The organism is Methylobacterium gossipiicola, from assembly GCF_900113485.1.
Lineage (GTDB): Bacteria > Pseudomonadota > Alphaproteobacteria > Rhizobiales > Beijerinckiaceae > Methylobacterium > Methylobacterium gossipiicola.
This window is the reverse complement of the sequence record NZ_FOPM01000002.1, coordinates 216,701-236,285: the sequence shown is the minus strand read 5'-3', so window position 1 is coordinate 236,285 and position 19,585 is coordinate 216,701. Positions and strand designations below refer to the sequence as shown.

The 19,585-nt window shown below is 69.9% G+C and carries 20 protein-coding genes; 10 read left to right on the top strand and 10 right to left on the bottom strand.

Features of this window, described 5'->3' with window-relative positions; all coding sequences use genetic code 11:
- Positions 1–143: 143 nt before the first annotated feature.
- Positions 144–857, top strand: coding sequence for an ABC transporter ATP-binding protein (locus tag BM249_RS02680; protein ID WP_091968690.1), 714 nt, complete (start codon positions 144–146; stop codon positions 855–857).
- A 666-nt stretch (positions 858–1,523) separates the two neighbouring features.
- Positions 1,524–5,024: a DNA polymerase III subunit alpha gene (gene dnaE, locus BM249_RS02675; RefSeq protein WP_091968688.1), complete on the top strand. Its 3,501-nt coding sequence runs from the start codon at positions 1,524–1,526 to the stop codon at positions 5,022–5,024.
- 107 nt (positions 5,025–5,131) lie between these two features.
- Here the strand turns inward: dnaE and BM249_RS02670 are convergent, their stop codons facing one another.
- Both BM249_RS02670 and BM249_RS02665 read right to left on the bottom strand, forming a co-directional pair.
- The gene (locus tag BM249_RS02670; protein ID WP_091968686.1) at positions 5,132–5,821 is read right to left on the bottom strand and encodes a gamma-glutamylcyclotransferase; all 690 of its coding nucleotides are present in this window, start codon (positions 5,819–5,821) and stop codon (positions 5,132–5,134) included.
- A gap of 39 nt (positions 5,822–5,860) precedes the next feature.
- The gene (locus BM249_RS02665; protein ID WP_244528546.1) at positions 5,861–6,298 is read right to left on the bottom strand and encodes a hypothetical protein; all 438 of its coding nucleotides are present in this window, start codon (positions 6,296–6,298) and stop codon (positions 5,861–5,863) included.
- Between the two features lie 135 nt (positions 6,299–6,433).
- Here BM249_RS02665 and recO point away from each other — a divergent pair, with 135 nt between their 5' ends.
- Both recO and parC read left to right on the top strand, forming a co-directional pair.
- Positions 6,434–7,174, top strand: a complete 741-nt coding sequence (gene recO, locus BM249_RS02660) for a DNA repair protein RecO (RefSeq protein ID WP_091968683.1) — start codon at positions 6,434–6,436, stop codon at positions 7,172–7,174.
- Between the two features lie 53 nt (positions 7,175–7,227).
- The gene (parC, locus tag BM249_RS02655; protein WP_091968681.1) at positions 7,228–9,477 is read left to right on the top strand and encodes a DNA topoisomerase IV subunit A; all 2,250 of its coding nucleotides are present in this window, start codon (positions 7,228–7,230) and stop codon (positions 9,475–9,477) included.
- Positions 9,478–9,574: 97 nt separating this feature from the next.
- Here parC and infA read toward each other — a convergent pair whose 3' ends face one another.
- Entirely contained in the window at positions 9,575–9,847 is a 273-nt protein-coding gene (gene infA / locus BM249_RS02650) for a translation initiation factor IF-1 (protein ID WP_055947419.1), read from the bottom strand.
- A gap of 253 nt (positions 9,848–10,100) precedes the next feature.
- Positions 10,101–11,216 carry a branched-chain amino acid ABC transporter substrate-binding protein gene (locus BM249_RS02645; protein WP_091968679.1) on the bottom strand — a complete coding sequence of 372 codons (1,116 nt, stop codon included), beginning with the start codon at positions 11,214–11,216 and terminating at the stop codon, positions 10,101–10,103.
- Between the two features lie 163 nt (positions 11,217–11,379).
- Here BM249_RS02645 and BM249_RS02640 point away from each other — a divergent pair, with 163 nt between their 5' ends.
- The 4 genes from BM249_RS02640 to BM249_RS02625 are packed head-to-tail and all read left to right on the top strand — an operon-like array spanning position 11,380 to position 14,002.
- The gene (locus tag BM249_RS02640; protein WP_091968677.1) at positions 11,380–11,703 is read left to right on the top strand and encodes an XdhC family protein; all 324 of its coding nucleotides are present in this window, start codon (positions 11,380–11,382) and stop codon (positions 11,701–11,703) included.
- 10 nt (positions 11,704–11,713) lie between these two features.
- Positions 11,714–12,415, top strand: a complete 702-nt coding sequence (locus tag BM249_RS02635; protein WP_091968676.1) for an XdhC family protein — start codon at positions 11,714–11,716, stop codon at positions 12,413–12,415.
- Positions 12,412–13,434, top strand: coding sequence for a molybdopterin-binding protein (locus tag BM249_RS02630; protein ID WP_091968674.1), 1,023 nt, complete (start codon positions 12,412–12,414; stop codon positions 13,432–13,434). Before BM249_RS02635 ends, BM249_RS02630 begins: the two co-directional genes overlap by 4 nt.
- Positions 13,427–14,002 carry a nucleotidyltransferase family protein gene (locus BM249_RS02625; RefSeq protein ID WP_091968672.1) on the top strand — a complete coding sequence of 192 codons (576 nt, stop codon included), beginning with the start codon at positions 13,427–13,429 and terminating at the stop codon, positions 14,000–14,002. The genes BM249_RS02630 and BM249_RS02625 overlap by 8 nt, the downstream gene beginning before the upstream one ends.
- A gap of 9 nt (positions 14,003–14,011) precedes the next feature.
- Here BM249_RS02625 and BM249_RS02620 read toward each other — a convergent pair whose 3' ends face one another.
- Positions 14,012–14,179: a DUF2256 domain-containing protein gene (locus tag BM249_RS02620; protein WP_177232299.1), complete on the bottom strand. Its 168-nt coding sequence runs from the start codon at positions 14,177–14,179 to the stop codon at positions 14,012–14,014.
- Between the two features lie 90 nt (positions 14,180–14,269).
- Entirely contained in the window at positions 14,270–15,136 is an 867-nt protein-coding gene (locus tag BM249_RS02615) for a formyltransferase family protein (RefSeq protein WP_091968670.1), read from the bottom strand.
- Between the two features lie 114 nt (positions 15,137–15,250).
- On the opposite strand from BM249_RS02615, the gene BM249_RS02610 reads away from it, so the two are divergent.
- Positions 15,251–15,985 carry an SDR family NAD(P)-dependent oxidoreductase gene (locus BM249_RS02610; RefSeq protein WP_091968668.1) on the top strand — a complete coding sequence of 245 codons (735 nt, stop codon included), beginning with the start codon at positions 15,251–15,253 and terminating at the stop codon, positions 15,983–15,985.
- 78 nt (positions 15,986–16,063) lie between these two features.
- Here BM249_RS02610 and bcsS read toward each other — a convergent pair whose 3' ends face one another.
- Positions 16,064–16,789, bottom strand: a complete 726-nt coding sequence (gene bcsS / locus BM249_RS02605; protein ID WP_244528545.1) for a cellulose biosynthesis protein BcsS — start codon at positions 16,787–16,789, stop codon at positions 16,064–16,066.
- 281 nt (positions 16,790–17,070) lie between these two features.
- On the opposite strand from bcsS, the gene BM249_RS02600 reads away from it, so the two are divergent.
- On the top strand, positions 17,071–17,673 hold the full coding sequence (locus BM249_RS02600; RefSeq protein WP_091968664.1) for an exopolysaccharide biosynthesis protein: 603 nt from the start codon (positions 17,071–17,073) through the stop codon (positions 17,671–17,673).
- A gap of 22 nt (positions 17,674–17,695) precedes the next feature.
- On the opposite strand, the gene BM249_RS02595 is transcribed toward BM249_RS02600, so the two are convergent.
- From BM249_RS02595 to BM249_RS22105, 3 genes are read right to left on the bottom strand one after another with little or no spacing between them, the layout of a single operon-like run.
- The gene (locus BM249_RS02595) at positions 17,696–18,520 is read right to left on the bottom strand and encodes a metal ABC transporter permease (RefSeq protein WP_091968866.1); all 825 of its coding nucleotides are present in this window, start codon (positions 18,518–18,520) and stop codon (positions 17,696–17,698) included.
- Positions 18,521–18,570: 50 nt separating this feature from the next.
- Positions 18,571–19,407 (bottom strand): metal ABC transporter ATP-binding protein, encoded by an 837-nt coding sequence (locus BM249_RS02590; RefSeq protein ID WP_091968662.1) that lies wholly within the window; start codon positions 19,405–19,407, stop codon positions 18,571–18,573.
- Positions 19,404–19,526 carry a hypothetical protein gene (locus tag BM249_RS22105; protein WP_280142640.1) on the bottom strand — a complete coding sequence of 41 codons (123 nt, stop codon included), beginning with the start codon at positions 19,524–19,526 and terminating at the stop codon, positions 19,404–19,406. Before BM249_RS22105 ends, BM249_RS02590 begins: the two co-directional genes overlap by 4 nt.
- Positions 19,527–19,585: the final 59 nt, after the last annotated feature.

The window sequence follows — 19,585 nt, the reverse complement described above, 5'->3', positions numbered from 1 at the left end:
TTCGCGCGAGGCAATGCCTGGTCCGTGTGAAGAGATCGCGACCCCACCACGACGGAGGGCGCCTTTCGTGCTTCATGAATCACGGAAGGCGCTTTAAGGGCACGAACCGAGCGGCCGCGAGCGGCTTCCCCAAGAGGACTTCCATGGACACGAAAGCCGAGGCGCCCGGCGCGCAGCCGGTCCCGGCCCTGTTCTTCGCCAAGGTCGAACGGCGTTATGCGCAAGGGGCGGGGGCACTCGACATCCTGCGCGGCGCCGAGTTCGCCCTGTGGCCCGGCGAACTCGTCGCCCTGGTGGCGCCGTCGGGGGCCGGCAAGTCGACGCTGCTGCACGTCGCCGGTTTGTTGGAACGGCCCGATGCGGGGGAGGTCTATGTCGGCGGGCGGCCCACCGCCGCCATGGCGGATTCCGAGCGCACGCGCATCCGCCGCGAGGAGATGGGATTCGTCTATCAGTTCCATCACCTCCTGCCGGAGTTCTCGGCCCTGGAGAACGTGGTGATGCCCCAGCTCATCCGGGGCCTGTCCCATAAGGAGGGCAAGGCGCGGGCGACGGAACTCCTGGAGTTCCTCGGCCTCAAGGACCGGCTGATTCACCGCCCCGCCGAACTCTCCGGCGGCGAGCAGCAGCGCGTCGCCATCGCGCGGGCGGTGGCGAATGGCCCGCGCCTGCTGCTGGCCGACGAGCCTACGGGCAACCTCGATCCGCACACCGCCGCCCATGTGTTCGGCATCCTCGTCTCCCTGGTGCGCGCCTCCGGCCTCGCCGCCCTGGTGGCGACCCACAACATGGAGCTTGCCGCCCGCATGGACCGGCGCGTGACCATCCGCGACGGGTTGATCGTCCCCCTCGACTGATCGGGGCCGGGGGCGATGACCTTGATCGTCGTTCCGGGGCGCGATCGGGGAACCCGGTCCCAGGGGCGCTGACGGCAGAACACCGTGCGGCACCTGTAGTTCTGCCTCCCGGGTTCCGCTGCGGACGCCGGGCCAGGGATCTTCCGACGGGCCAAGATCCCCCCATGAAATCGCCCTGCCTCGCAGGCGACGGAGCCTGCGCGGACTCGGAATGGAATAGACAAGCCGGTCACGGATCGTGGTTCCGGCTCAGTCGATGGATCGGTTCTGCATCGGCGAAAGTGGCCTGTACGGTTCGCATCCGGCCCGCCATCACGGCCCATTCGATGATCGTTTGCCGATGGACCGGTTGAGCAGCGCGATTCACCGCTCGTTGACTCCGATCGACGTGAAGCGCGATTTTTCCCTTTACATGGAACAAACGAGGAACAAAAATAGAACCGTCAACGAAAGGCAGGGCCGATGTTCAAGCGGATGTTCCTGACCGGCATGGTCGAACTCATGGCCTTTGGGCTCCTGGCGGGTGCCGTCGCGATCTGGGCCGTAGCCCTGTCGCCGTTAAGATAGGCGTTGCACCGGCGTCACGCGCGGGACCTCTCCACAGCGAATCGGGGCGATGGGTCGAACGCGGCCCAATTTCTTCATCTTGGCGCGGTCAGGTGGAGCATGGCGCGCATCCTCAAAGACCCCGGTTTCGTCCATCTCCACGTCCACTCGTCGTTCTCGCTCCTCGAAGGGGCGCTGAAGGTCGGGGACATCGTCAAGGCGGCGGCCGCCGACCGGCAGCCGGCCCTGGCGCTCACCGACACCAACAACCTGTTCGGAGCCCTCGAATTTTCCGAGAAGGCTTCGGGGTCCGGCCTTCAGCCCATCGCAGGCCTGCAGGTGACGGTGGCGTTCGAGACGCCCGATCCCATGGTGCGGGTGGCACCGGGGCAGGCGGGCTGCGCCAACGTCGTGGTCCTGGCGCAGGACGAGGCGGGCTACGCGAATCTCCTCAAATTGGCGAGCCGCGTCTATTTCGATGGGGCGCTCGGCGACGCCCCCCGTGTCGGCGCGGCCGGTCTCGCCGAATGCGCCGGCGGCCTCATCGCGCTCACCGGCGGCAGCACCGGCCCCCTCGATACGGCCCTGCGCCAGGGCCGGGTGGACCTCGCCGCCGCGCGCCTCGGCCAGCTGAAGGCCGCTTTCGGGGAGGACAATCTCTACGTCGAGATCATGCGCCACGGCCTGTCCGACGAGCGCGCCGTCGAGCGGGAGCTGCTTCGCCTCGCCGACGCCAACGGCCTGTCCATCGTGGCCACCAACGAGCCGTTCTTCGCGAAAACCAGCGATTACGACGCCCACGATGCCCTGCTGGCCATCGCGGACGGGCGCCTCGTCTCCGACGAGCGCCGCCGCAGGCTCACGCCGCGCCACGGCTTCACCACCCGGGCGCAGATGGCGGAACTGTTCGCGGATCTGCCGGACGCACTCAACGCCACCGTCGAGATCGCCATGCGCTGCGCCTATCGCGTGCGCACCCGCAAGCCGATCCTGCCGAATTTCGGCGTGGTCGCGGCCCTCGATGCCGCCGTGCCCGAGGCGGAGGTCGCGCCCCCCCTCGACGAACCGGAAGAGCTGCGTCGCCAAGCCATCGCGGGCCTCGACCTGCGTCTCGCCCAGCACGGCACCGCGCCGGGCATGACCGAACAGGTCTATCGCGACCGCCTCGCTTTCGAGCTCGACGTCATCGTCGGCATGAAGTTTCCCGGCTACTTCCTCATCGTGTCGGACTTCATCAAGTGGGCGAAGGAGCATGACATTCCCGTCGGCCCGGGCCGCGGATCGGGTGCCGGCTCCCTCGTCGCGTGGTCGCTCCTCATAACCGACCTCGATCCCCTGCGGTTCGGCCTGCTGTTCGAGCGCTTCCTCAACCCCGAGCGCGTCTCGATGCCGGATTTCGACATCGACTTCTGCGTCGATGGTCGCGAGCGGGTGATCCAGTACGTGCAGGAGCGCTACGGGCACGAGCAGGTGGCCCAGATCATCACCTTCGGTACCTTGCAGGCGCGCGGCGTGCTGCGCGACGTCGGCCGCGTCTTGGAGATGCCCTACGGGCAGGTCGACAAGCTGACGAAGCTGGTGCCACAGAACCCGGCCAATCCCGTGACCCTGACCCAGGCCATCGAGGGCGAGCCGAAGTTGCAGGCGGCCATGGAGGAGGAGCCCATCGTGGCCCGCCTCATGGAGATCGCCAAGAAGCTCGAGGGCCTGCACCGCCACGCCTCGACCCACGCCGCCGGCGTGGTCATCGGCGACCGGCCCCTCGAACAGCTTGTCCCCCTCTACCGCGATCCGAAGACCGGAATGCGGGTGACCCAGTTCAACATGAAATGGGTCGAGCAGGCGGGGTTGGTGAAGTTCGACTTCCTCGGCCTCAAGACCCTGACGCTGCTGCGGTATTGCACCGATCTACTGGCCAAGCGCGGCATCATCGTCGACCTGGCGAGCCTGCCGCTGGACAACGAGGCGACCTACGCGCCGATGAAGCGCGGCGAAACGGTGGGCGTGTTCCAGGTGGAATCCGCCGGCATGCGCAAGGCGCTCGTCGAGATGCAGGCCGACCGGTTCGAGGACATCATCGCCCTCGTGGCTCTCTATCGGCCCGGCCCCATGGCCAACATCCCGGTCTATTGCGAGCGCAAGCTCGGCCGCGACGCTGGCAACGAGGCGAGCTGGTATCCGCACGCCAAGCTGGAGCCGATCCTGCGCGAGACCTTCGGCATCATCGTCTACCAGGAACAGGTGATGGAGGTGGCCAAGGTCCTGGCCGGCTATTCGCTGGGCGAGGCCGACATGCTCCGCCGCGCCATGGGCAAGAAGATCAAGGCGGAGATGGACGCCCAGCGCGACCGCTTCGTGAAGGGCTGCCTAGAGCGCGGACTGACGGAAGCGAAGGCCAATGAGATCTTCGACTTGCTCGCCAAGTTCGCCGATTACGGCTTCAACAAGTCGCACGCCGCCGCCTACGCCCTGCTGACCTACCAGACCGCCTATCTCAAGGCGAACCATCCGGTGGAATTCCTGGCCGCCGCCATGCAGCTCGACATCGACGTGACGGACAAGCTCGCGGAGTTCCGCCAGGACGCGCAGCGCCTGAAGATCACCGTCGAGCCGCCCTCCATCAACACCTCGGGCGTGAATTTCGAGGTGCGGGAGGGGCGCATCATCTACGCCCTGTCGGCGATCAAGGGCGTCGGGCGCGGCGCCGTCGAGGCCGTGGTCCAGGCGCGCGGCGAGAAGCCGTTCAAGGAACTCGCCTGTCTGGCCCGCCGCATCAACCCGCGCCTCATCAACAAGCGGACGCTGGAAAACCTCGTCGCCGCCGGGGCGCTCGACGTGTTGGAGCCCGACCGGGCGCGGGCCTGGGCCGCCATCGAGCCGATGATGAAGCTCGCGCAAGGCGCGGCCGAGGCCGAGAGCACCGGCATCGTCGACATGTTCGGCGGCGTCACCTCCGCGGATGTCACCCTACGGGTGCCGGCCTATGACGGCTGGCCCATGGCGGAGAAGCTCAAGCGCGAATACGACGCCATCGGCTTCTTCCTCTCGGGCCATCCGCTCGACGAGTACGGCGATCTCCTGGGCAAGCTCCGGGTCCAGACCTGGGCCGAGTTCTGCCGCGCCGTGCGGGCGGGCACCACCAGCGTCGGCCGCGTCGCCGCCTCCGTCCTCGACCGGTCGGAGCGGCGGACGAAGACAGGCAACAAGCTCGGCATCGTCATCCTGTCCGACCAGACCGGGCATTTCGAGGCGATCATCTTCTCGGAAGGCCTCGGGCATTACCGCGAGATCCTCGAGCCCGGCAGCCCCCTGGTCCTCCAGCTCCAGGCCAACCTCGAAGGCGAGGATGTCCGCGCCCGCATCATGACGGCCGAACCCCTCGACGCGGCGGTGGCCCGCCACCAGAAGGGCATGCGCGTCTACCTGCGGGACGAGCGCCCGATCCCGTCGGTGCAGCAGCGCCTGCAGGTGCGCGGCGAGGGCGAGGTCTCGCTCATCCTGCTCCTCGACGGCGGCGACCGCGAGGTCGAGGTGAAGCTGCCGGGCAAGTATCAGGCGACGCCGCAGATCGCTGGGGCGCTCCGGGCCGTGCCGGGCGTGGTGCAGGTGGAGGTGAACTGATCCGGGGTTCCGAGGGGATCATTCCCTCGGCGGGTGTTGGGCAGCGCCCGACGTTTGTCCGGGGCTCTGCCCCGGCCCCGCGAAGGGCTCGCCCTTCGAACCCGGATTCAGCAAGCGGCCCGTGCCTCCAGCCGCTCGGCCACCAGCGCCTGGAGAGTCCACAGGTGCAGGTCCAAAATCCCCTCGCGGGCGCAGGCCTCGGCGGTGCGGAACAGGTATTCGGCGCTCGGGCCGAGATGCCCGGCGCCTGTCGCGATGCGGTCGGCGATCTCGGGCTCCGTGAGGCGGCCGGTGTAGCGGTCGCTGGCGCGGTTGACGACGAAGGTCAGGGCCGTCACCGGGCCTTGGTCGGTCTCCACCGTCACCCAGCGGCCGAGATAGCCGTTGCCGCGCATTTCCCGGCGCCAGACCGGCAGCAGGGTGGCGTGCGGATCATCGTCCGCGAGCCGGAAGGCGACGCCCCGGCACAGGCCGCCGCGATCCAGCGCCAGGACGAGGCCCGGCCGTTCGACGCTGCCGCGAAACCGGCGCTGCAGCAGACAGAACCGGCGGTGGTAGCCCCGCACCGTGCCGATCCGCCGTTCGGTGAAGGCGAATTCCGGTTGCCAGATGAGGGAACCGTAGCCGAACACCCAAAGACTCTCGCCCGCCTTCGGCCGCCGCGCGAGGGCCTGGGTCAGGCCGGGGCCGAGTTCGTCGTCGGTGAGAAATGTCTGTGCCGTCGGATCGTCGCGGACGGGGTCGGGATGGGCGCGGGCGATGAGGTCGAGGGTCAGGCTCAGGGGGCGTTTGGGCATACTCCATGGTTCCATCGTGCCCTGTCCGGAACAAGGCCCTCAGGCTCGGTTGCCGAGGGTCTCCAGTTCCGAAAACGGCTCCGTGCGATGGCCGGAGCAAACTTCCTCGTCGTCGGACAGCACGCTGAGTGCGCCGCCCGTGTCCCGAATCACCGCCTTGGCCCGCTCGCCCTTGTCGAAGGTCCGGCCCTTCATCCGGGTGGAGACGCAGTAGAGGGTGCGCCCGCCATCCTCGAACGGCCCGGCGATGCGGCTATGCTCGAACCGCACCGGAATCACCGACACCGCGCCGAAATCCGTTTGGCGCAGGGCGAGGGCGGCGATCCGGGTGCGCAGGGTCGCGCCGGGCGGCGGTGCCGGGTGGGACGTGCAGGCGGAGAGCAGCGCCAGCCCGGAGAGTAGCGCTGCAGCCGGAAATGCTCGTCCGCCTTGCCGCGTCGCGGGGAGGGGCTGTACGCGACGAAGACATGGTGCCATCCGAGGTCTCGCTCTCGAATCGGGAGGATCGCGCGAGCGTAGCCGTTTTCCCGCAGGGCGAGAACGACTGGCGCAGATGCTATCACATCGATCCCCGTCGTTTCCAACGCCGCCCCCACGGCCTAAGACGATCCGATGCAATGGACCGATGACGGCATCGTGCTCGGCCTGCGTCGGCAGGGTGAGACGAGCGTGGTGCTCGAACTCATGACCGCCGCCCACGGGCGCCATCTCGGCCTCGTCCATGGCGGGCGCTCGCGGCGGATGCAGCCCGTGCTCCAGCCCGGCAACCGCGTGCAGGCGACGTGGCGCGCCCGCCTCGACGAGGGCCTGGGCGCCTTCGCCGTAGAGCCCGTCGAATCCGTCGCCGCGCGCCTCATGGGGTCGGGCCTGGCCCTCCACGGCATCGCGCATCTCGCCGGCCTGCTCCGGCTCCTGCCCGAGCGCGATCCCCATCCCGAACTCTACGCGGCCGCCCGTATCCTCATCGACCACTTGCACGATCCCGACATCGCCCCCCCGCTCATGGTACGGTTCGAACTGGCGATCCTGTCCGAACTCGGCTTCGGCCTCGACCTCTCGGCCTGCGCCGCCACGGGGGGCAACGACGCCCTAATCTACGTCTCGCCCCGCTCCGGCCGGGCGGTGAGCGCGTCGGCCGGCGAACCCTACCGCGACAAACTCCTGGCATTGCCCGACTTCCTGCGGGCGCGGGAGCCGGGGACGCCCTTGCCGATGACGCCGGATGAGCGCGACGTTACCGCCGGGTTTACCTTGACGGGCTACTTCCTCGACCAGCACTTCTGGGGGCCGCGCGCGATGCAACCCCCGGACGCACGCACACGCTTCGTTGCCTTGGGCACCGGAAACGCCTAAGTCGTGTTCCTGATTTGTTCTGATTTGGGGCGTGGACGCCCCTGGAGATGGTGATGGGCCAGCCCTTCGAGCCGCCGTCGGGCTCCGACGGCATCGAGAGCGTCGAGCTGAAATCCGCGCTGGAGGATCGCTACCTCGCCTACGCGCTCTCGACGATCATGCACCGGGCCCTGCCCGATGCCCGGGACGGCTTGAAGCCCGTTCATCGGCGCATCCTGTTCGCCATGCGGCTCCTGAAGCTCGACCCGACCTCGGCGTTCAAGAAATGCGCCCGTATCGTCGGCGACGTCATCGGCAAGTACCATCCGCACGGCGACACGGCGGCCTACGACGCCCTCGTGCGCATGGCGCAGGATTTCGCCCAGCGTTATCCGCTGGTGGACGGCCAGGGCAATTTCGGCAACATCGACGGCGATAACGCCGCCGCCCAGCGCTACACCGAGGCGCGGATGACGGAGGTGGCCCGCCTCCTCCTCGAAGGGCTCGACGACGATTCGGTGGATTTCCGCCCGAACTACGACGGGCAGGAGGAGGAGCCGGTGGTGCTCCCCGCCGCCTTCCCGAACCTGCTCGCCAACGGCTCCCAGGGCATCGCCGTGGGCATGGCGACCTCGATCCCGCCCCACAACGCCGCCGAACTCTGCGACGCGGCGCTCTACCTCATCACCCACCCGGAGGCGACATCCGCCCAACTCCTCACCTTCGTGAAGGGGCCGGATTTTCCCACCGGTGGCATCCTCATCGACAGCGCGGACTCGATCACCGAAGCCTACCGCACGGGGCGCGGCGGCTTTCGCGTCCGCGCCCGCTGGACGAAGGAGGATCTGGGACGCGGCACCTGGACCATCGTGGTCACGGAGATCCCGTATGGCGTGCAGAAAGCCCGCCTCATCGAGAAGCTCGCCGAGCTGCTGCAGGAGCGCAAGCTGCCGCTGCTCGCCGACGTGCGCGACGAATCGGCCGAGGATGTCCGCATCGTTCTCGAACCGCGCGCCCGCAACGTCGATCCCGTCATCCTCATGGAATCGTTGTTCCGGCTGACGGAGCTAGAGGCCCGCATCTCGCTCAACATGAACGTGCTGGTGGGCGGCCTCGTCCCCCGGGTCATCGGTCTGGCCGAAGCCCTGCGCGAATGGCTCGACCATCGCCGCGTCGTGCTCCAGCGCCGCTCGCGCCACCGCCTCGGACAGATCGACCGCCGTTTGGAGATCCTGGGCGGCCTGCTCATCGTCTACCTCGACCTCGACGAGGTGATCCGTATCATCCGCGAGGAGGACGAGCCGAAGACCGCCCTGATGAAGCGGTTCGAACTCACCGAGGTGCAGGCCAACGCCATCCTGGACACCCGCCTGCGCGCCCTGCGCAAGCTCGAGGAGATGGAGCTCAAGCGCGAATTCGACGCCCTGACCAAGGAGAAGCAGGGGATCGAAGACCTGCTCGGCTCCGACAAGCTGCAATGGGCCGACATCACCAAGCAGATCCGCACGGTGAAGAAGACCTTTGGCCCCGACACCAAGATCGGCGCCCGGCGCACCACCCTGGAGAACCCGCCCGACACCGCGGGAATCGACTTCACCTCCGCCATGGTCGAGCGCGAGCCGATCACCGTCATCGTGTCGGCCAAGGGCTGGATCCGCGCCCTCAAGGGCCACGTGGCCGATCTCTCCGGCGTCGCCTTCAAGGGCGACGACAGCCTCAAGATCGCCTTCCCGAGCGAGACGACGGCGAAGCTCTTGGTGCTGGCCTCCAACGGCAAGGTGTTCACCCTGGAGGCGGCCAAGCTCCCCGGCGGGCGCGGCTTCGGCGATCCGATCCGCCTCATGGTGGATTTCGACGACGGCACCGAGATCGTCGCGGCCTTGCCGTATCAGCCCGGCACCAAGCTCCTCGTCGCGGCCTCGGACGGGCGCGGCTTCATCGCCCCCGCCGACGCGCTGGTGGCCAACACCCGCAAGGGCAAGGGCATCATCGGCCTCGACGAGCCGGCGACGGCAGCCCTGCTGGTGCCTGCACAGGGCGACCACGTCGCCGTGTGCAGCGCCGACCGGCTGCTCCTCGTCTTCCCGCTCGCGGAAATGCCCGAACTGGTGCGCGGCAAGGGGGTGCGCCTGCAGCGCTGCCGCCAGACCACCCTGACGGATGCCTGCGTGTTCACCCTCGCGGAGGGCCTGCCCTGGCGCGAGACCGGCGGCGAGGCGCGGCTGGCCAGCGCCAGCGTCCTCGAGAAGTGGATGGGCCACCGCTCCGACGCCGGTACCCTGATGACGCGGAGCTTTCCGAAATTCGAGCGGTTCGGGAAGTGAGACACGGGGGATAGGACCGAAAATGGCGATGCCCGCCGAAGCGGGCATCGCCATTCTGGACCATCCAGTTTCGAAAGGCGCCCGGGGCGCCCCTCGTTTAGCGGCGGCGGAACTGACCGCGCATGGGCGGGCGCGGACCGGCGGAACGCTCGTCCTTGTGGCGGAACACGAGGCGGCCTTTCTCGAGATCGTAGGGCGACATCTCGACGGTGACGCGGTCGCCGGCCAGAGTCTTGATGCGGTTCTTTTTCATCTTGCCGGCCGTGTAGGCCACGATCTCGTGCCCCTGGTCGAGTTGCACGCGGTAGCGTGCGTCCGGCAGGATCTCGATCACGAGACCGTCGAACTGCATCAACTCTTCTTTCGCCATCCACACTCTCCAGCCGGACAGCCTGAACGGGGCGACCCGGGAAATAAAACGAAGCCGTTCGGCAGAACGCGGCGGGCGGCGGGTCCGATCCCATCGGATGCGCAACACCGGCGAGCGTTGCCCCGACATAATGTTCGGACTCGCGCGAAGCAAGCATTTCCCGTCGAACCCCGCCCGTCATCGACAAGAGATCGTCCGAACCGCCGCGTCCAGGACAGTCGTGGGGCGATTCTCTGTCGCGAAAGCCGCGATGTCAGGGCTCGACGGTGTTGCCGGCGTAGTCGAGCCGACCGTCCGGGGTGCGGCGCCAGACCTGCAGCGCGTAGGTAGGCCGGCGCGAATCGGCCTTCGGGTCGCCGTTCCCCTCGAAGGCGAGGGGCCCCAGGACGGTCTTCACCGGCTGTCCGCCGTGGAGGAAGGCGGCCACCGCCCGGCCCTCCGTCGCGCGCGCGCCGACGAGGCCGGCGCGCAGCACCTCCACGGCGGCGTAGCTCTGGGCCGCGAAGAGCTCGGTTTCCGGCGCCCGGGGTTTGGCCGCGGCGCCCTTGGTCTCGGGCAGGCGCGGGGTGGGGGCCAGGGTCATCACCGTGCCGTCGGCGGCGGGATTCTGGGACAGCTCCCGGTCGAGGAGCCCGTCGCTGCCGACAAGGGGGGCGGTGAGCCCGGCTTCACGCATGGCGCGCAGCAGGACGGTCGCCTCCGCCGCGAGGCCGCCAAAATACACCGCCTCCACCCGCGCCCGCTTCAGGCGGGCGACGAGGCCGGACGGGTCCTTGTCGCCCCGCGCCAGGGCCTCGAAGGCGGCTTCGCCCTGTCCCGATGCCTTCAGGGCGCGGGCGACCCCGTCGACGAGGCCGCGTCCGAAGCTCGTTTTGTCGTGCACCAGGCCGATGCGCTGGCCGGCGAAATGACTAACGAGATAGGCGCCCGCCACCGCGCTCTGTTGCGCCTCGTTGGGGCAGGTGCGGAACACGTTCCAGTGCCCGCGCGCCGTCAGGGGCGCCCAGGTGACGCCCGGCGTCACCGCGACGACGCCCGCTTCGGCGTAGACCGGCACGGCCGCGCTCGCCACGGCGGCGTTCAGGGGGCCGACGACGAGGCCGACCCGCTCCGTGGCGAACCGGCGGGCCACGGCGAGGCCCTGCTTCGGATCGCCGGCATCGTCGGCCACCACCAGGGCGAGGCGTCGGCCGTCGACCCCGCCGGCCCGGTTGATGTCGGCCACGGCCTGTTCGGCGCCCGCTCGCATGCCCTGCCCGAAGGCGGCATCCGGGCCGGTCAAGGGCGCCGACAGCCCGATGGCGATGGGGGCCGGCTCGGCCTGCGCGGCCCCGGCGAGCAGGGTGAAGGCCAGGGCCAACCGTCTCATCCGCGTCGTTCCCGCATGTCGTCGTCCCGAGAATAGGCCGTGGCGACCCGTGCGCAATGGCACGCCCGGGCGTATGGACCGCATTGTGGCCTCGTCGGCGGAGCCTAACTGTCCGTCACCGTGTTGCGAGGAGAGGGGCGGGTGTCCCGATCCGGAGTCTCCCATGCTCTCCACCGAAACCGATATCCTCAGCGCGGCCGAGGCGTGGCGCCGGGCCGGACGCGGCGTCGCCGTGGCGACGGTCATCGAGACTTGGGGCTCGGCACCCCGACCCGTCGGCAGCCACCTCGTCGTCGATGCCGACGGCAACTTCCTCGGCTCCGTCTCGGGCGGCTGCGTCGAGGGCGCCGTCATCACCGAGGCGATGGACGCCATCGCGGATGGCCGCCCGCGCGTCATCGCGTTCGGCGTCGCCGATGAGACCGCCTGGCGGGTCGGCCTCTCGTGCGGCGGGCGCATTCGTGTCTATGTCGAGCCCGTGACCTGAGGTCGCCACCATGCAGCTCGATATCCTCGCCCTCCTGAATGCCGAGCGCGCCGCCCGGCGGGCCGCCATTCTGATCACCGACCTCGATGGGGGCGACCAGCGCGTGGTGCGCGAGGCAGAAATTGCCGCCGATCCCCTTGGCGATATGCTTGCCCAGCGCCTCGCCTCGGGCCGGAGCGGCCTCGCCGAGGTCGAGGGCCGCCCACTCTTCCTCACCGTCCAGGCGCCCCCCGTGCGGCTCGTCATCGTCGGGGCCGTGCATATCAGCCAGGCCCTGAGCCCGATGGCGTCGGCCCTCGACCTTGCCGTCACGGTCATCGATCCGCGCACGGCCTTTGCGACGCCCGAACGCTTTCCCGGGATCAGCCTCGTGCCCGAATGGCCCGACGAGGCCCTGGGGGGCGCCGTGCCGGTCCTCGACCGCTACTGCGCCGTCGCCGCCCTCACCCACGATCCGAAGATCGACGATCCCGCCCTCGCGGCGGCCCTGCGGGCGGAATGCTTCTACGTCGGCGCCCTCGGCTCGCGAAAGACCCACGCGGCCCGCGTCGCCCGCCTCGGCGCCGCGGGATTCTCGCCCGAGGCCATCGCCCGGATCGCCGCCCCCATCGGGCTCGACATCGGCGCCATCAGCCCGCCCGAGATCGCCGTCGCGATCCTGGGCCAGATCGTGGCGGCCCTGCGGACGCCGCGCGGGGGAACCCCGGCATGAGGTTCGGTGCCGTGCCGACCCGCGAGGCGGCGGGTCTCATCGCCGCCCACACCGTGCGGGCGCACGACGTGACCTTGCGCAAGGGGCGGCCGATTCCGGCGGAGGACGCGGCCCGTCTCGACGCCGCCGGCATGGGCGAGCTTGTGGCCGTGAGCCTGGAGCCGGGCGATGTCGGTGAGGATGCGGCCGCCGGCCACCTCGCCGCGCGCCTCGCCGGGCCGGGCCTGCGGACGGAGCCGCCCTTCACCGGCCGCTGCAACCTGTTTACGACGCGGGCGGGCCTCCTCCTCATCGACCGGGCGGGCATCGATGCCGTGAACGCCGTCGACGAGGCCATCACGGTGGCGACCCTGCCGGCCTATCGGCCGGTGGTGGCCGGCGAGATGGTGGCGACGGTCAAGATCATTCCCTACGCCGTCGCGGGCACGGCGCTGGACCACGCCAGCCGGATCGCCCCGGACGCAGCCCTTCGGGTCGCGCCCTACGGCCGGACCCGAGTCGGTGTGGTCTCGACCCTGCTGCCCGGCCTCAAGGACGCGACGGTGGACAAGACCCTGACGACCCTGCGGGCCCGCCTCGCGCCCACGGGGGCGGCCATCGTCGCGGACCTGCGGGTGCCGCACGAATCGGACGCCGTGGGCTCGGCCATCCGGACCGTGGCGGCCGAGGGCGCCGACGTCGTGGTGGTGTTCGGCGCCTCCGCCATCACCGACCGGCGCGACGTGATCCCGGCCGGGATCGAGGCCGCCGGCGGCCGCGTCGACCACCTCGGCATGCCCGTCGATCCGGGCAATCTCCTGCTCGTCGGCCGGCTCTGCGACGTGCCCGTCATCGGTGCTCCCGGCTGTGCCCGCTCGCCGAAGGAGAACGGGTTCGATTGGGTGCTGCACCGCCTCCTGGCGGGGCTCGCCGTCACCCGCGCCGACATCGTCGGCCTCGGCGTCGGCGGCCTTCTCATGGAGATCGTGTCGCGGCCCCAGCCCCGGTCCGGCGGGACTCCGGCCGACGACGATGCCTGATTTCGGGCTCGTGCTCCTCGCCGCCGGGCGCGGCACCCGGTTCGGACCGGCGCCGAAGCTCCTGCAGAGTCTCGAACGGGAACCCCTCGTGCGCCACGCGGCGCGGGCGGCCCTTGGCTCCCGCCTCGGCCCCGTGGTGGCGGTGCTGGGCGCCCACGCGCCGGCCGTGCGCGCCGCCCTCGATGGGCTCGCTCTCACCTTCGTGGAGAACCCGGCCCATGCCGAGGGCCTGTCCACCTCCCTGCGCGCCGGCCTCGCGGCCCTGCCGGGGGCGGAGGCCGTCCTGGTGCTGCTGGGCGACATGCCGCGCATCGGCGCCCATCATCTGCGCGCCCTGGCGGACGCCTATGTGGAAGGCGATGCCGCGGTGGTGCCCGTCCATGCCGGGCAGCGCGGCAACCCGGTGCTGCTCCACCGGCGGCGCCTCGCCGCCGAGCTCACGGCCCTCACGGGCGACCGGGGCGCTGGCCGCCTCCTCGCCGAGCGTGGGGACGTGCGCGAAGTCCCTCTCGACGCCGCCGTGCTGGCGGATGTCGATACGCCCGCCGCCCTGGCGCGCCTCGCCTGATCGCGCCGCTCAGGACGCTGCTTGCGGTCGAGCCCGTTTCGCCTCGGCCCGACATCGGTCGGAGCAGTAGCGGACCTCGTCCCAGACTCGCTCCCATTTTTTGCGCCACGCGAACGGCTTGCCGCAGGTGGCGCAGATTTTCGTCGGAAGGTCGGCTTTCTTGCGCATCCGCGCCATGGGGATCTTGCTCCGAGACGCGGAAGGAACGCGTCCCCACCGAGTCCGGTCCCCAGCGCATCCGGGCCTGGGACATACGAACGCAGGCCCTCACCGCCCCAGATGCCCGGCCTCCGTCACGGCCACGGGGCTCCAACGGTTGAGTTGGATAAAGCCGTCGCGGGCCGCGACGACGATCTGACGGCGGTAGCGATGGATTACCGTGCCGGGCTTGTGGCGGTGGGCTTCGCGCCAGCCCTCCGCTGCGGCCACGTAGATCCGGTTGTCCCCGAGGCGCGCGATGGTCTCGATGGTCCCAAAGGCCCTGACCCGGCGCAGGATCGCGTCGACGTCGCCGCGAAAATCGAGGGTGCGGTCGGCATCGGTGGCGCGAGGCCAGTACGAGCCTTCGCCCTGGGGTTGTGCATTGCGCCAGTGGGCGGGCAGGTCGCGCGCGATGGGACCGGTGGCGAGGCGACGGGCGGCGAGCTGGCACTTCGTGAGCAGGCTTTCGTGGGTCTCCCGGTCGGAGAGGGCGAAGCGCTCCTGGGCGAGGATGCCGCCGGTGTCGAACCCCTCCTCGGCCAGCACATGGGCGGTGACGCCCCATTCGGTGTGTCCGTCGGCCACCGCCTTGAACAGCGGGTAGGGACCGCGCCCCGTGGGCAGGGGCGAGGGATGAAAGTTCACCCCGTAGGCCGCGAGCCCCTGCCAGCCCCGGATCAGCCAGGGGTAGCCCGCCACCACCAGGGCCCAATCCCGTCCGTGCGCCTGGGCCAGGGCCTCGAGATCACCGACCGTGATCCGCGAGAGTTGCATCGGCAGGCGACGCTGGCGGGCCTGCGCCACCACGGTCTCGTTGTGATCGTAGAGTCCGTCGCAGGGGCGGGTGAACAGCTTGATCGGGGTCCAGCCCGCCTCCACGAGGCCGTCGAACACGCCGCCGAGGAAATCGATGCCGGCAAAAGCGAACTTCATGGGGACTCTCGCTGGAAGAAAGGCGACTCCAGGAATGGGACGATCTGGGCTGAATACGTTCCGCATTCTCCTATGCGCCCTACCTAATCCCGCTGCAACGAAATCGGAGCGGGCATGAAACGGGTCATTATCTACGGTGGGACCGGCGGCATCGGGCGGGCGACGGCCGGGGCCCTGCGTCGGCGCGGCTATGCCTTGCATCTGGCCGCCCGCGACGGGGCGCGCCTCGCGGCGGCGGCGGCCGAACTCGGCGACACCACCGTCACGGCCGGCGACGTCACCGATCCGGACTTTTTCGCGCGCGTGACGGAGGAGGCCGGCGGTGACCTCGGTGGTCTCGTCTATGCGGTGGGCACCATCAACCTGAGACCCCTGGCCCGCCTGACGGCGGCGGATGCCGAGGCGGATTTTCGGATCAATGCCCTCGGGGCGTTCCTGGCGATCCAGGCCGCCGCCCCCGTCCTCAAAGCCGGCGCCGGCGAAGGGGGCGCCGGCGTGGTCCTGTTCTCGACGGTGGCGGTGGCGCAGGGCTTCACCGGCCACGCCTCCGTCGCCATGGCCAAGGGCGCCGTGGAAGGTCTCGCCCTTTCGCTCGCGGCGGAGTTGAGCCCCCAGGTTCGAATCAACGTCGTGGCGCCGTCCCTGACCCGCACGCCCCTCTCGGCCGCCATCACGGGGAGTGGAACCCTCGCGTCCGGCATCGCGGCGATGCATGCGCTCCAGCGCCTCGGGACCCCGGAGGACATCGCCGGTCTCGCGAGCTTCCTCGTGTCGGAGGAGGCGGGCTGGATCACCGGCCAGATCATCGGCGTCGATGGTGGTCGCTCCGCCCTGCGCACGAAAGGCTGATCCGGCGTCCATGCGAGCGCCGGATCGGCAAGCCCGCGCGGCGCTCGAACGTCGCCGAACCGTGACGCGGACAGGGCTTCACCAGGGTGTCCAGGCGGTGAGGCTCACATACGGCGCCGGTTGGCCCTGGGGTTCGAACTGGAGACCGACGGAGCTGCGCAGGCTGAAGCGACCGAGGGTGAAATCCGTCGCATGGAGGCCGAGATTCCACTTCCGGTAGCCGGTTCGATCGACGTAGAGGGCGAGTTCGGGGCCGAGATAGGCGCCCCAACCGGAGCACGGCTCCACCCGCCAGCCCCAGGACAGGCGGCCCCAGGCGGCGGTGCGGGACGTGTCGAGGATCGCCGTCGCGGTCAGGAGTGTCGCCTCGCCGGGGCGGGCCCAGATCTCGCCCTGGAGTCGGGCGCCGACGCGAATCGGGTCCAGGCGCGTCACGCTGCCCGCCGTCAGGGCGGTGAGGGAGCCTTCGACGCCCGCATAGGCGGCGATCACGCCCCAATCCCGGAACCATTGGTAGCCGAAAACCGCCGCCCCGGTGGCGGTGTCGCGCCGGCTCGTCCCCTCGCGGCGCGTCCCTGCTCCGAGGGTCGCGAGCCCGACGAAGCCCTGACGATCGATCCGGTCGAGGGCGAGCTTGGCGCCGCCGGTGAGGAAGGTGGACGGACCGGCTTCGAGCGTGCCGAACAGGAGGCGGGACGCCGGCTCGGTCTCGGCTCGCGCCGCTCCACGATTCGGGGAAGCGACGGCCAAGCCCGCGATGGTATAGAGCAGTGTCGTTCGGAGTGCCCGTCCCGATCCCGTCACATCTCGCGATCCTCGCAGCGTGCAACGAAGTATCTTCGGAATTTGTGATTGTACGAGTCCTGCGGGACGCCGGGGCGTATTTGTTCACGCCAAATTGCTGGGGTGAAACGATCCCATTCTATACCTTAGGTTTTCTTTCTAGACAAAATGACCTTGAGTTATATTTTGGCGGACGGTGTGGTGCGGCACGGGGGCCGGGCGCCCTGGCGCCCGTCCGCTTGGCGCCCGTCTCGGACTAGGCTACAGCCCGCGACAGGACCGTCGCCATTGGCCGAGCTCTCTTGTCTCCAGGTGCCCGAACTTCCGAAGTGCTCACCGTCCTCTCCGAACAGGAGAGTGAGCGGCTGACCGTCGGCGACATCGTCGCGGTGCTGAAGGACCGTGCCTTCGCGTTGCTCATCGTGATCCTCGGCTTGCCGAACTGCTTGCCGATGCCGCCGCCGATCCCCCTCGTATGCGGGTTGCTGTTGCTCCTCGTGGCGGTCCAGATCACCGCCGGCATGTCGGCGCCGTGGCTGCCGAGCACGCTCCTGCGCCGCTCCGTGGCCCGCAAGGATGTCGAGCGGGCGGCCAATCGGGCGGTGCCGCTGCTGCGGCGCCTCGAACAATGGTCGCGCCCGCGCATGAGTCTGTTCGAAACCGGCCTCGGCCTGCGCGGCGTCGGGCTGATCCTTCTCACCCTGTCGCTCGCCCTCATCGTGGCGGCGCCCATCGTCGGGCAGATCCCGCTCGGCCTCGCCATCTGCCTCGTGGGCCTCGGCCTCGTCGAGCGTGACGGGGTGGTGGTGATCGCCGGCCTCGTGGTGGGTGCCGTGGGGGTCCTGCTCAATGCCGGCTTCGTATACGCCCTGGTGTCGGGCATCATGAGCCTGTTCAACCTGTAGCGGGTTTGGCCGGAACCGCCCGCTATCCTTCGAGGTGGCGCGGCCGGATGAAGCGCCGAATGAGGCCGCCGCGCGGCCCGAACAGCAGCGACACGCCATAGAGCGCCCCCGCCGCCAGCACGATGGCGGGCCCCGTCGGCAGGTCGGCCCGGTACGAGAGGGTCAGACCGGCCAGACTCGACGCCATGGCGCAGGCGATGGAGACCGGGATCATGCCGCCGAGATCCGTCGCCCAGAAGCGGGCCGTGATGGCGGGAAGCAGCATCAGGCCGACCGCCAGCAGGGTGCCGAGGGCCTGAAAGCCACCGACGAGGTTCAGCACCACGAGGCCGAGAAAGGCGTAGTGGACCGGGCCGCCCGCCCGGCTCACGGTGCGCAGGAACAGCGGGTCCACGCATTCCATCACCAGGGGCCGGTAGAGGGTGGCGATCCCGAACAGCGTGACGGTGGCGATGCCGCCGAGCAGCAGCAGGGCCGGGTCGTCGAGGGCCAGAACGGTGCCGAACAGGATGTGCAGCAGGTCGATCTGCGAGCCGCGCAGCGAGATCAGCACAACGCCGGCGGCGAGCGAAATCAGGTAGAACGCCGCCAGACTCGCATCCTCCTTGATGAGGGTGGAGCGGGTCACCATTCCGGCGAGCAGCGCGACGGCGAGGCCGGCGGCGAGACCGCCCAGCGTCATGGCCGGCAGGGACAGGCCCGCCACGAGGAAGCCGATGGCCGCCCCCGGCAGAACGGCATGGCTCATGGCGTCGCTCATGAGGCTCATACGTCGCAGCATCAGGAACACCCCCACGGGAGGGGCCGACAGCGACAGGGCGAGGCAACCCACGAGGGCGCGCCGCATGAAGCCGAATTCGAGGAAGGGGCCGAACAGCGCGTCGATGAGGGTGGCGGTCACGGAGCGTTCCGGTGGTGGTGGCTCTGCCCAGGCCCGTGGTGATGGCCGTGCTCATCGCCGTGCGTATGCGCGTGGAGGGAGGCCGGAGGGCCGGCCGGCCCGTCGCAGATCGCCGCGTCCTCGTCCCAGGCTTCCGACAGAGTCTGGGCGCGGGCGAGGTTGCGCGGGGTCAGCACCGCTTCCGTCGGCCCCCACGCCACGGGTTCGCGGGCGAGCAGCAGGGTCTCGGGGAAATGCGCGCGCACCTGTCCGAGGTCGTGCAGGGCCGCCACGATGGTGCGGCCCTGGCCGTGCCAGGTCGCGATGAGGCGCAGGAGGTCGGCGCTGGTGCGCCCGTCGACGCCCGTGAACGGCTCGTCGAGGAGGATGACGCGGGCGTCCTGCACGATGAGGCGCGCGAACAGGGCCCGCTGGAACTGTCCGCCCGACAGGGTGCCGATGAGCCGGTCCTCGAAGCCGACGAGTCCGACGGTGCCCAGAGCTCCGATCAGGCGGTCGCGGTAGGGGGCGGCCCGGCGCCAGGGACCGATATGGCGCCACAGGCCCATGGCGACGAGGTCGAGGACCCTCAGGGGGAACCCTCGGTCGATCTCGGCCGATTGCGGCAGATACGCGATGGCGTCGGCCAGCCCCGGCCGGTCGATGCGCCCGTCAAGGCACGGCACCTCGCCGACGATGCCCTTCAGGAGGGTCGACTTGCCGGCGCCGTTGGGGCCGACGAGCGCCAGCAGGGCGCCGGGCCGAATGGTCCCGTCGAGGTGGTGCACGGCCGGGTGGCGGTCGTAGCCGAGGGTGAGGCCATGAAGCGCGATGGCGCCGCCCGGCGCGGTCATGCCAAGACCCACAGGATGGCGCCCCATAGCAGGACGACCGCGAGGGCCGCCGTGGCGAAGCGGAGGGATGCCCCCGCCTGGAACAGCGAGCGGCGGGGCAGGGGGCTGGAACGGGTCACGGAGGGGCAATCGAACCGAACGGGCGCATCGGCTTACGTTGCGCGCTGATACACTGTAA

Coding starts and splice junctions, on each gene's coding strand:
- BM249_RS02680 (WP_091968690.1), top strand. CDS start 144: ATGGACACGAAAGCCGAGGCGCCCGGCGCGCAGCCGGTCCCGGCCCTG.
- dnaE (WP_091968688.1), top strand. CDS start 1,524: ATGGCGCGCATCCTCAAAGACCCCGGTTTCGTCCATCTCCACGTCCAC.
- BM249_RS02670 (WP_091968686.1), bottom strand. CDS start 5,821: ATGCCCAAACGCCCCCTGAGCCTGACCCTCGACCTCATCGCCCGCGCC.
- BM249_RS02665 (WP_244528546.1), bottom strand. CDS start 6,298: ATGGCACCATGTCTTCGTCGCGTACAGCCCCTCCCCGCGACGCGGCAA.
- recO (WP_091968683.1), top strand. CDS start 6,434: ATGCAATGGACCGATGACGGCATCGTGCTCGGCCTGCGTCGGCAGGGT.
- parC (WP_091968681.1), top strand. CDS start 7,228: ATGGGCCAGCCCTTCGAGCCGCCGTCGGGCTCCGACGGCATCGAGAGC.
- infA (WP_055947419.1), bottom strand. CDS start 9,847: ATGGCGAAAGAAGAGTTGATGCAGTTCGACGGTCTCGTGATCGAGATC.
- BM249_RS02645 (WP_091968679.1), bottom strand. CDS start 11,216: ATGAGACGGTTGGCCCTGGCCTTCACCCTGCTCGCCGGGGCCGCGCAG.
- BM249_RS02640 (WP_091968677.1), top strand. CDS start 11,380: ATGCTCTCCACCGAAACCGATATCCTCAGCGCGGCCGAGGCGTGGCGC.
- BM249_RS02635 (WP_091968676.1), top strand. CDS start 11,714: ATGCAGCTCGATATCCTCGCCCTCCTGAATGCCGAGCGCGCCGCCCGG.
- BM249_RS02630 (WP_091968674.1), top strand. CDS start 12,412: ATGAGGTTCGGTGCCGTGCCGACCCGCGAGGCGGCGGGTCTCATCGCC.
- BM249_RS02625 (WP_091968672.1), top strand. CDS start 13,427: ATGCCTGATTTCGGGCTCGTGCTCCTCGCCGCCGGGCGCGGCACCCGG.
- BM249_RS02620 (WP_177232299.1), bottom strand. CDS start 14,179: ATGGCGCGGATGCGCAAGAAAGCCGACCTTCCGACGAAAATCTGCGCC.
- BM249_RS02615 (WP_091968670.1), bottom strand. CDS start 15,136: ATGAAGTTCGCTTTTGCCGGCATCGATTTCCTCGGCGGCGTGTTCGAC.
- BM249_RS02610 (WP_091968668.1), top strand. CDS start 15,251: ATGAAACGGGTCATTATCTACGGTGGGACCGGCGGCATCGGGCGGGCG.
- BM249_RS02595 (WP_091968866.1), bottom strand. CDS start 18,520: ATGCGGCGCGCCCTCGTGGGTTGCCTCGCCCTGTCGCTGTCGGCCCCT.
- BM249_RS02590 (WP_091968662.1), bottom strand. CDS start 19,407: ATGACCGCGCCGGGCGGCGCCATCGCGCTTCATGGCCTCACCCTCGGC.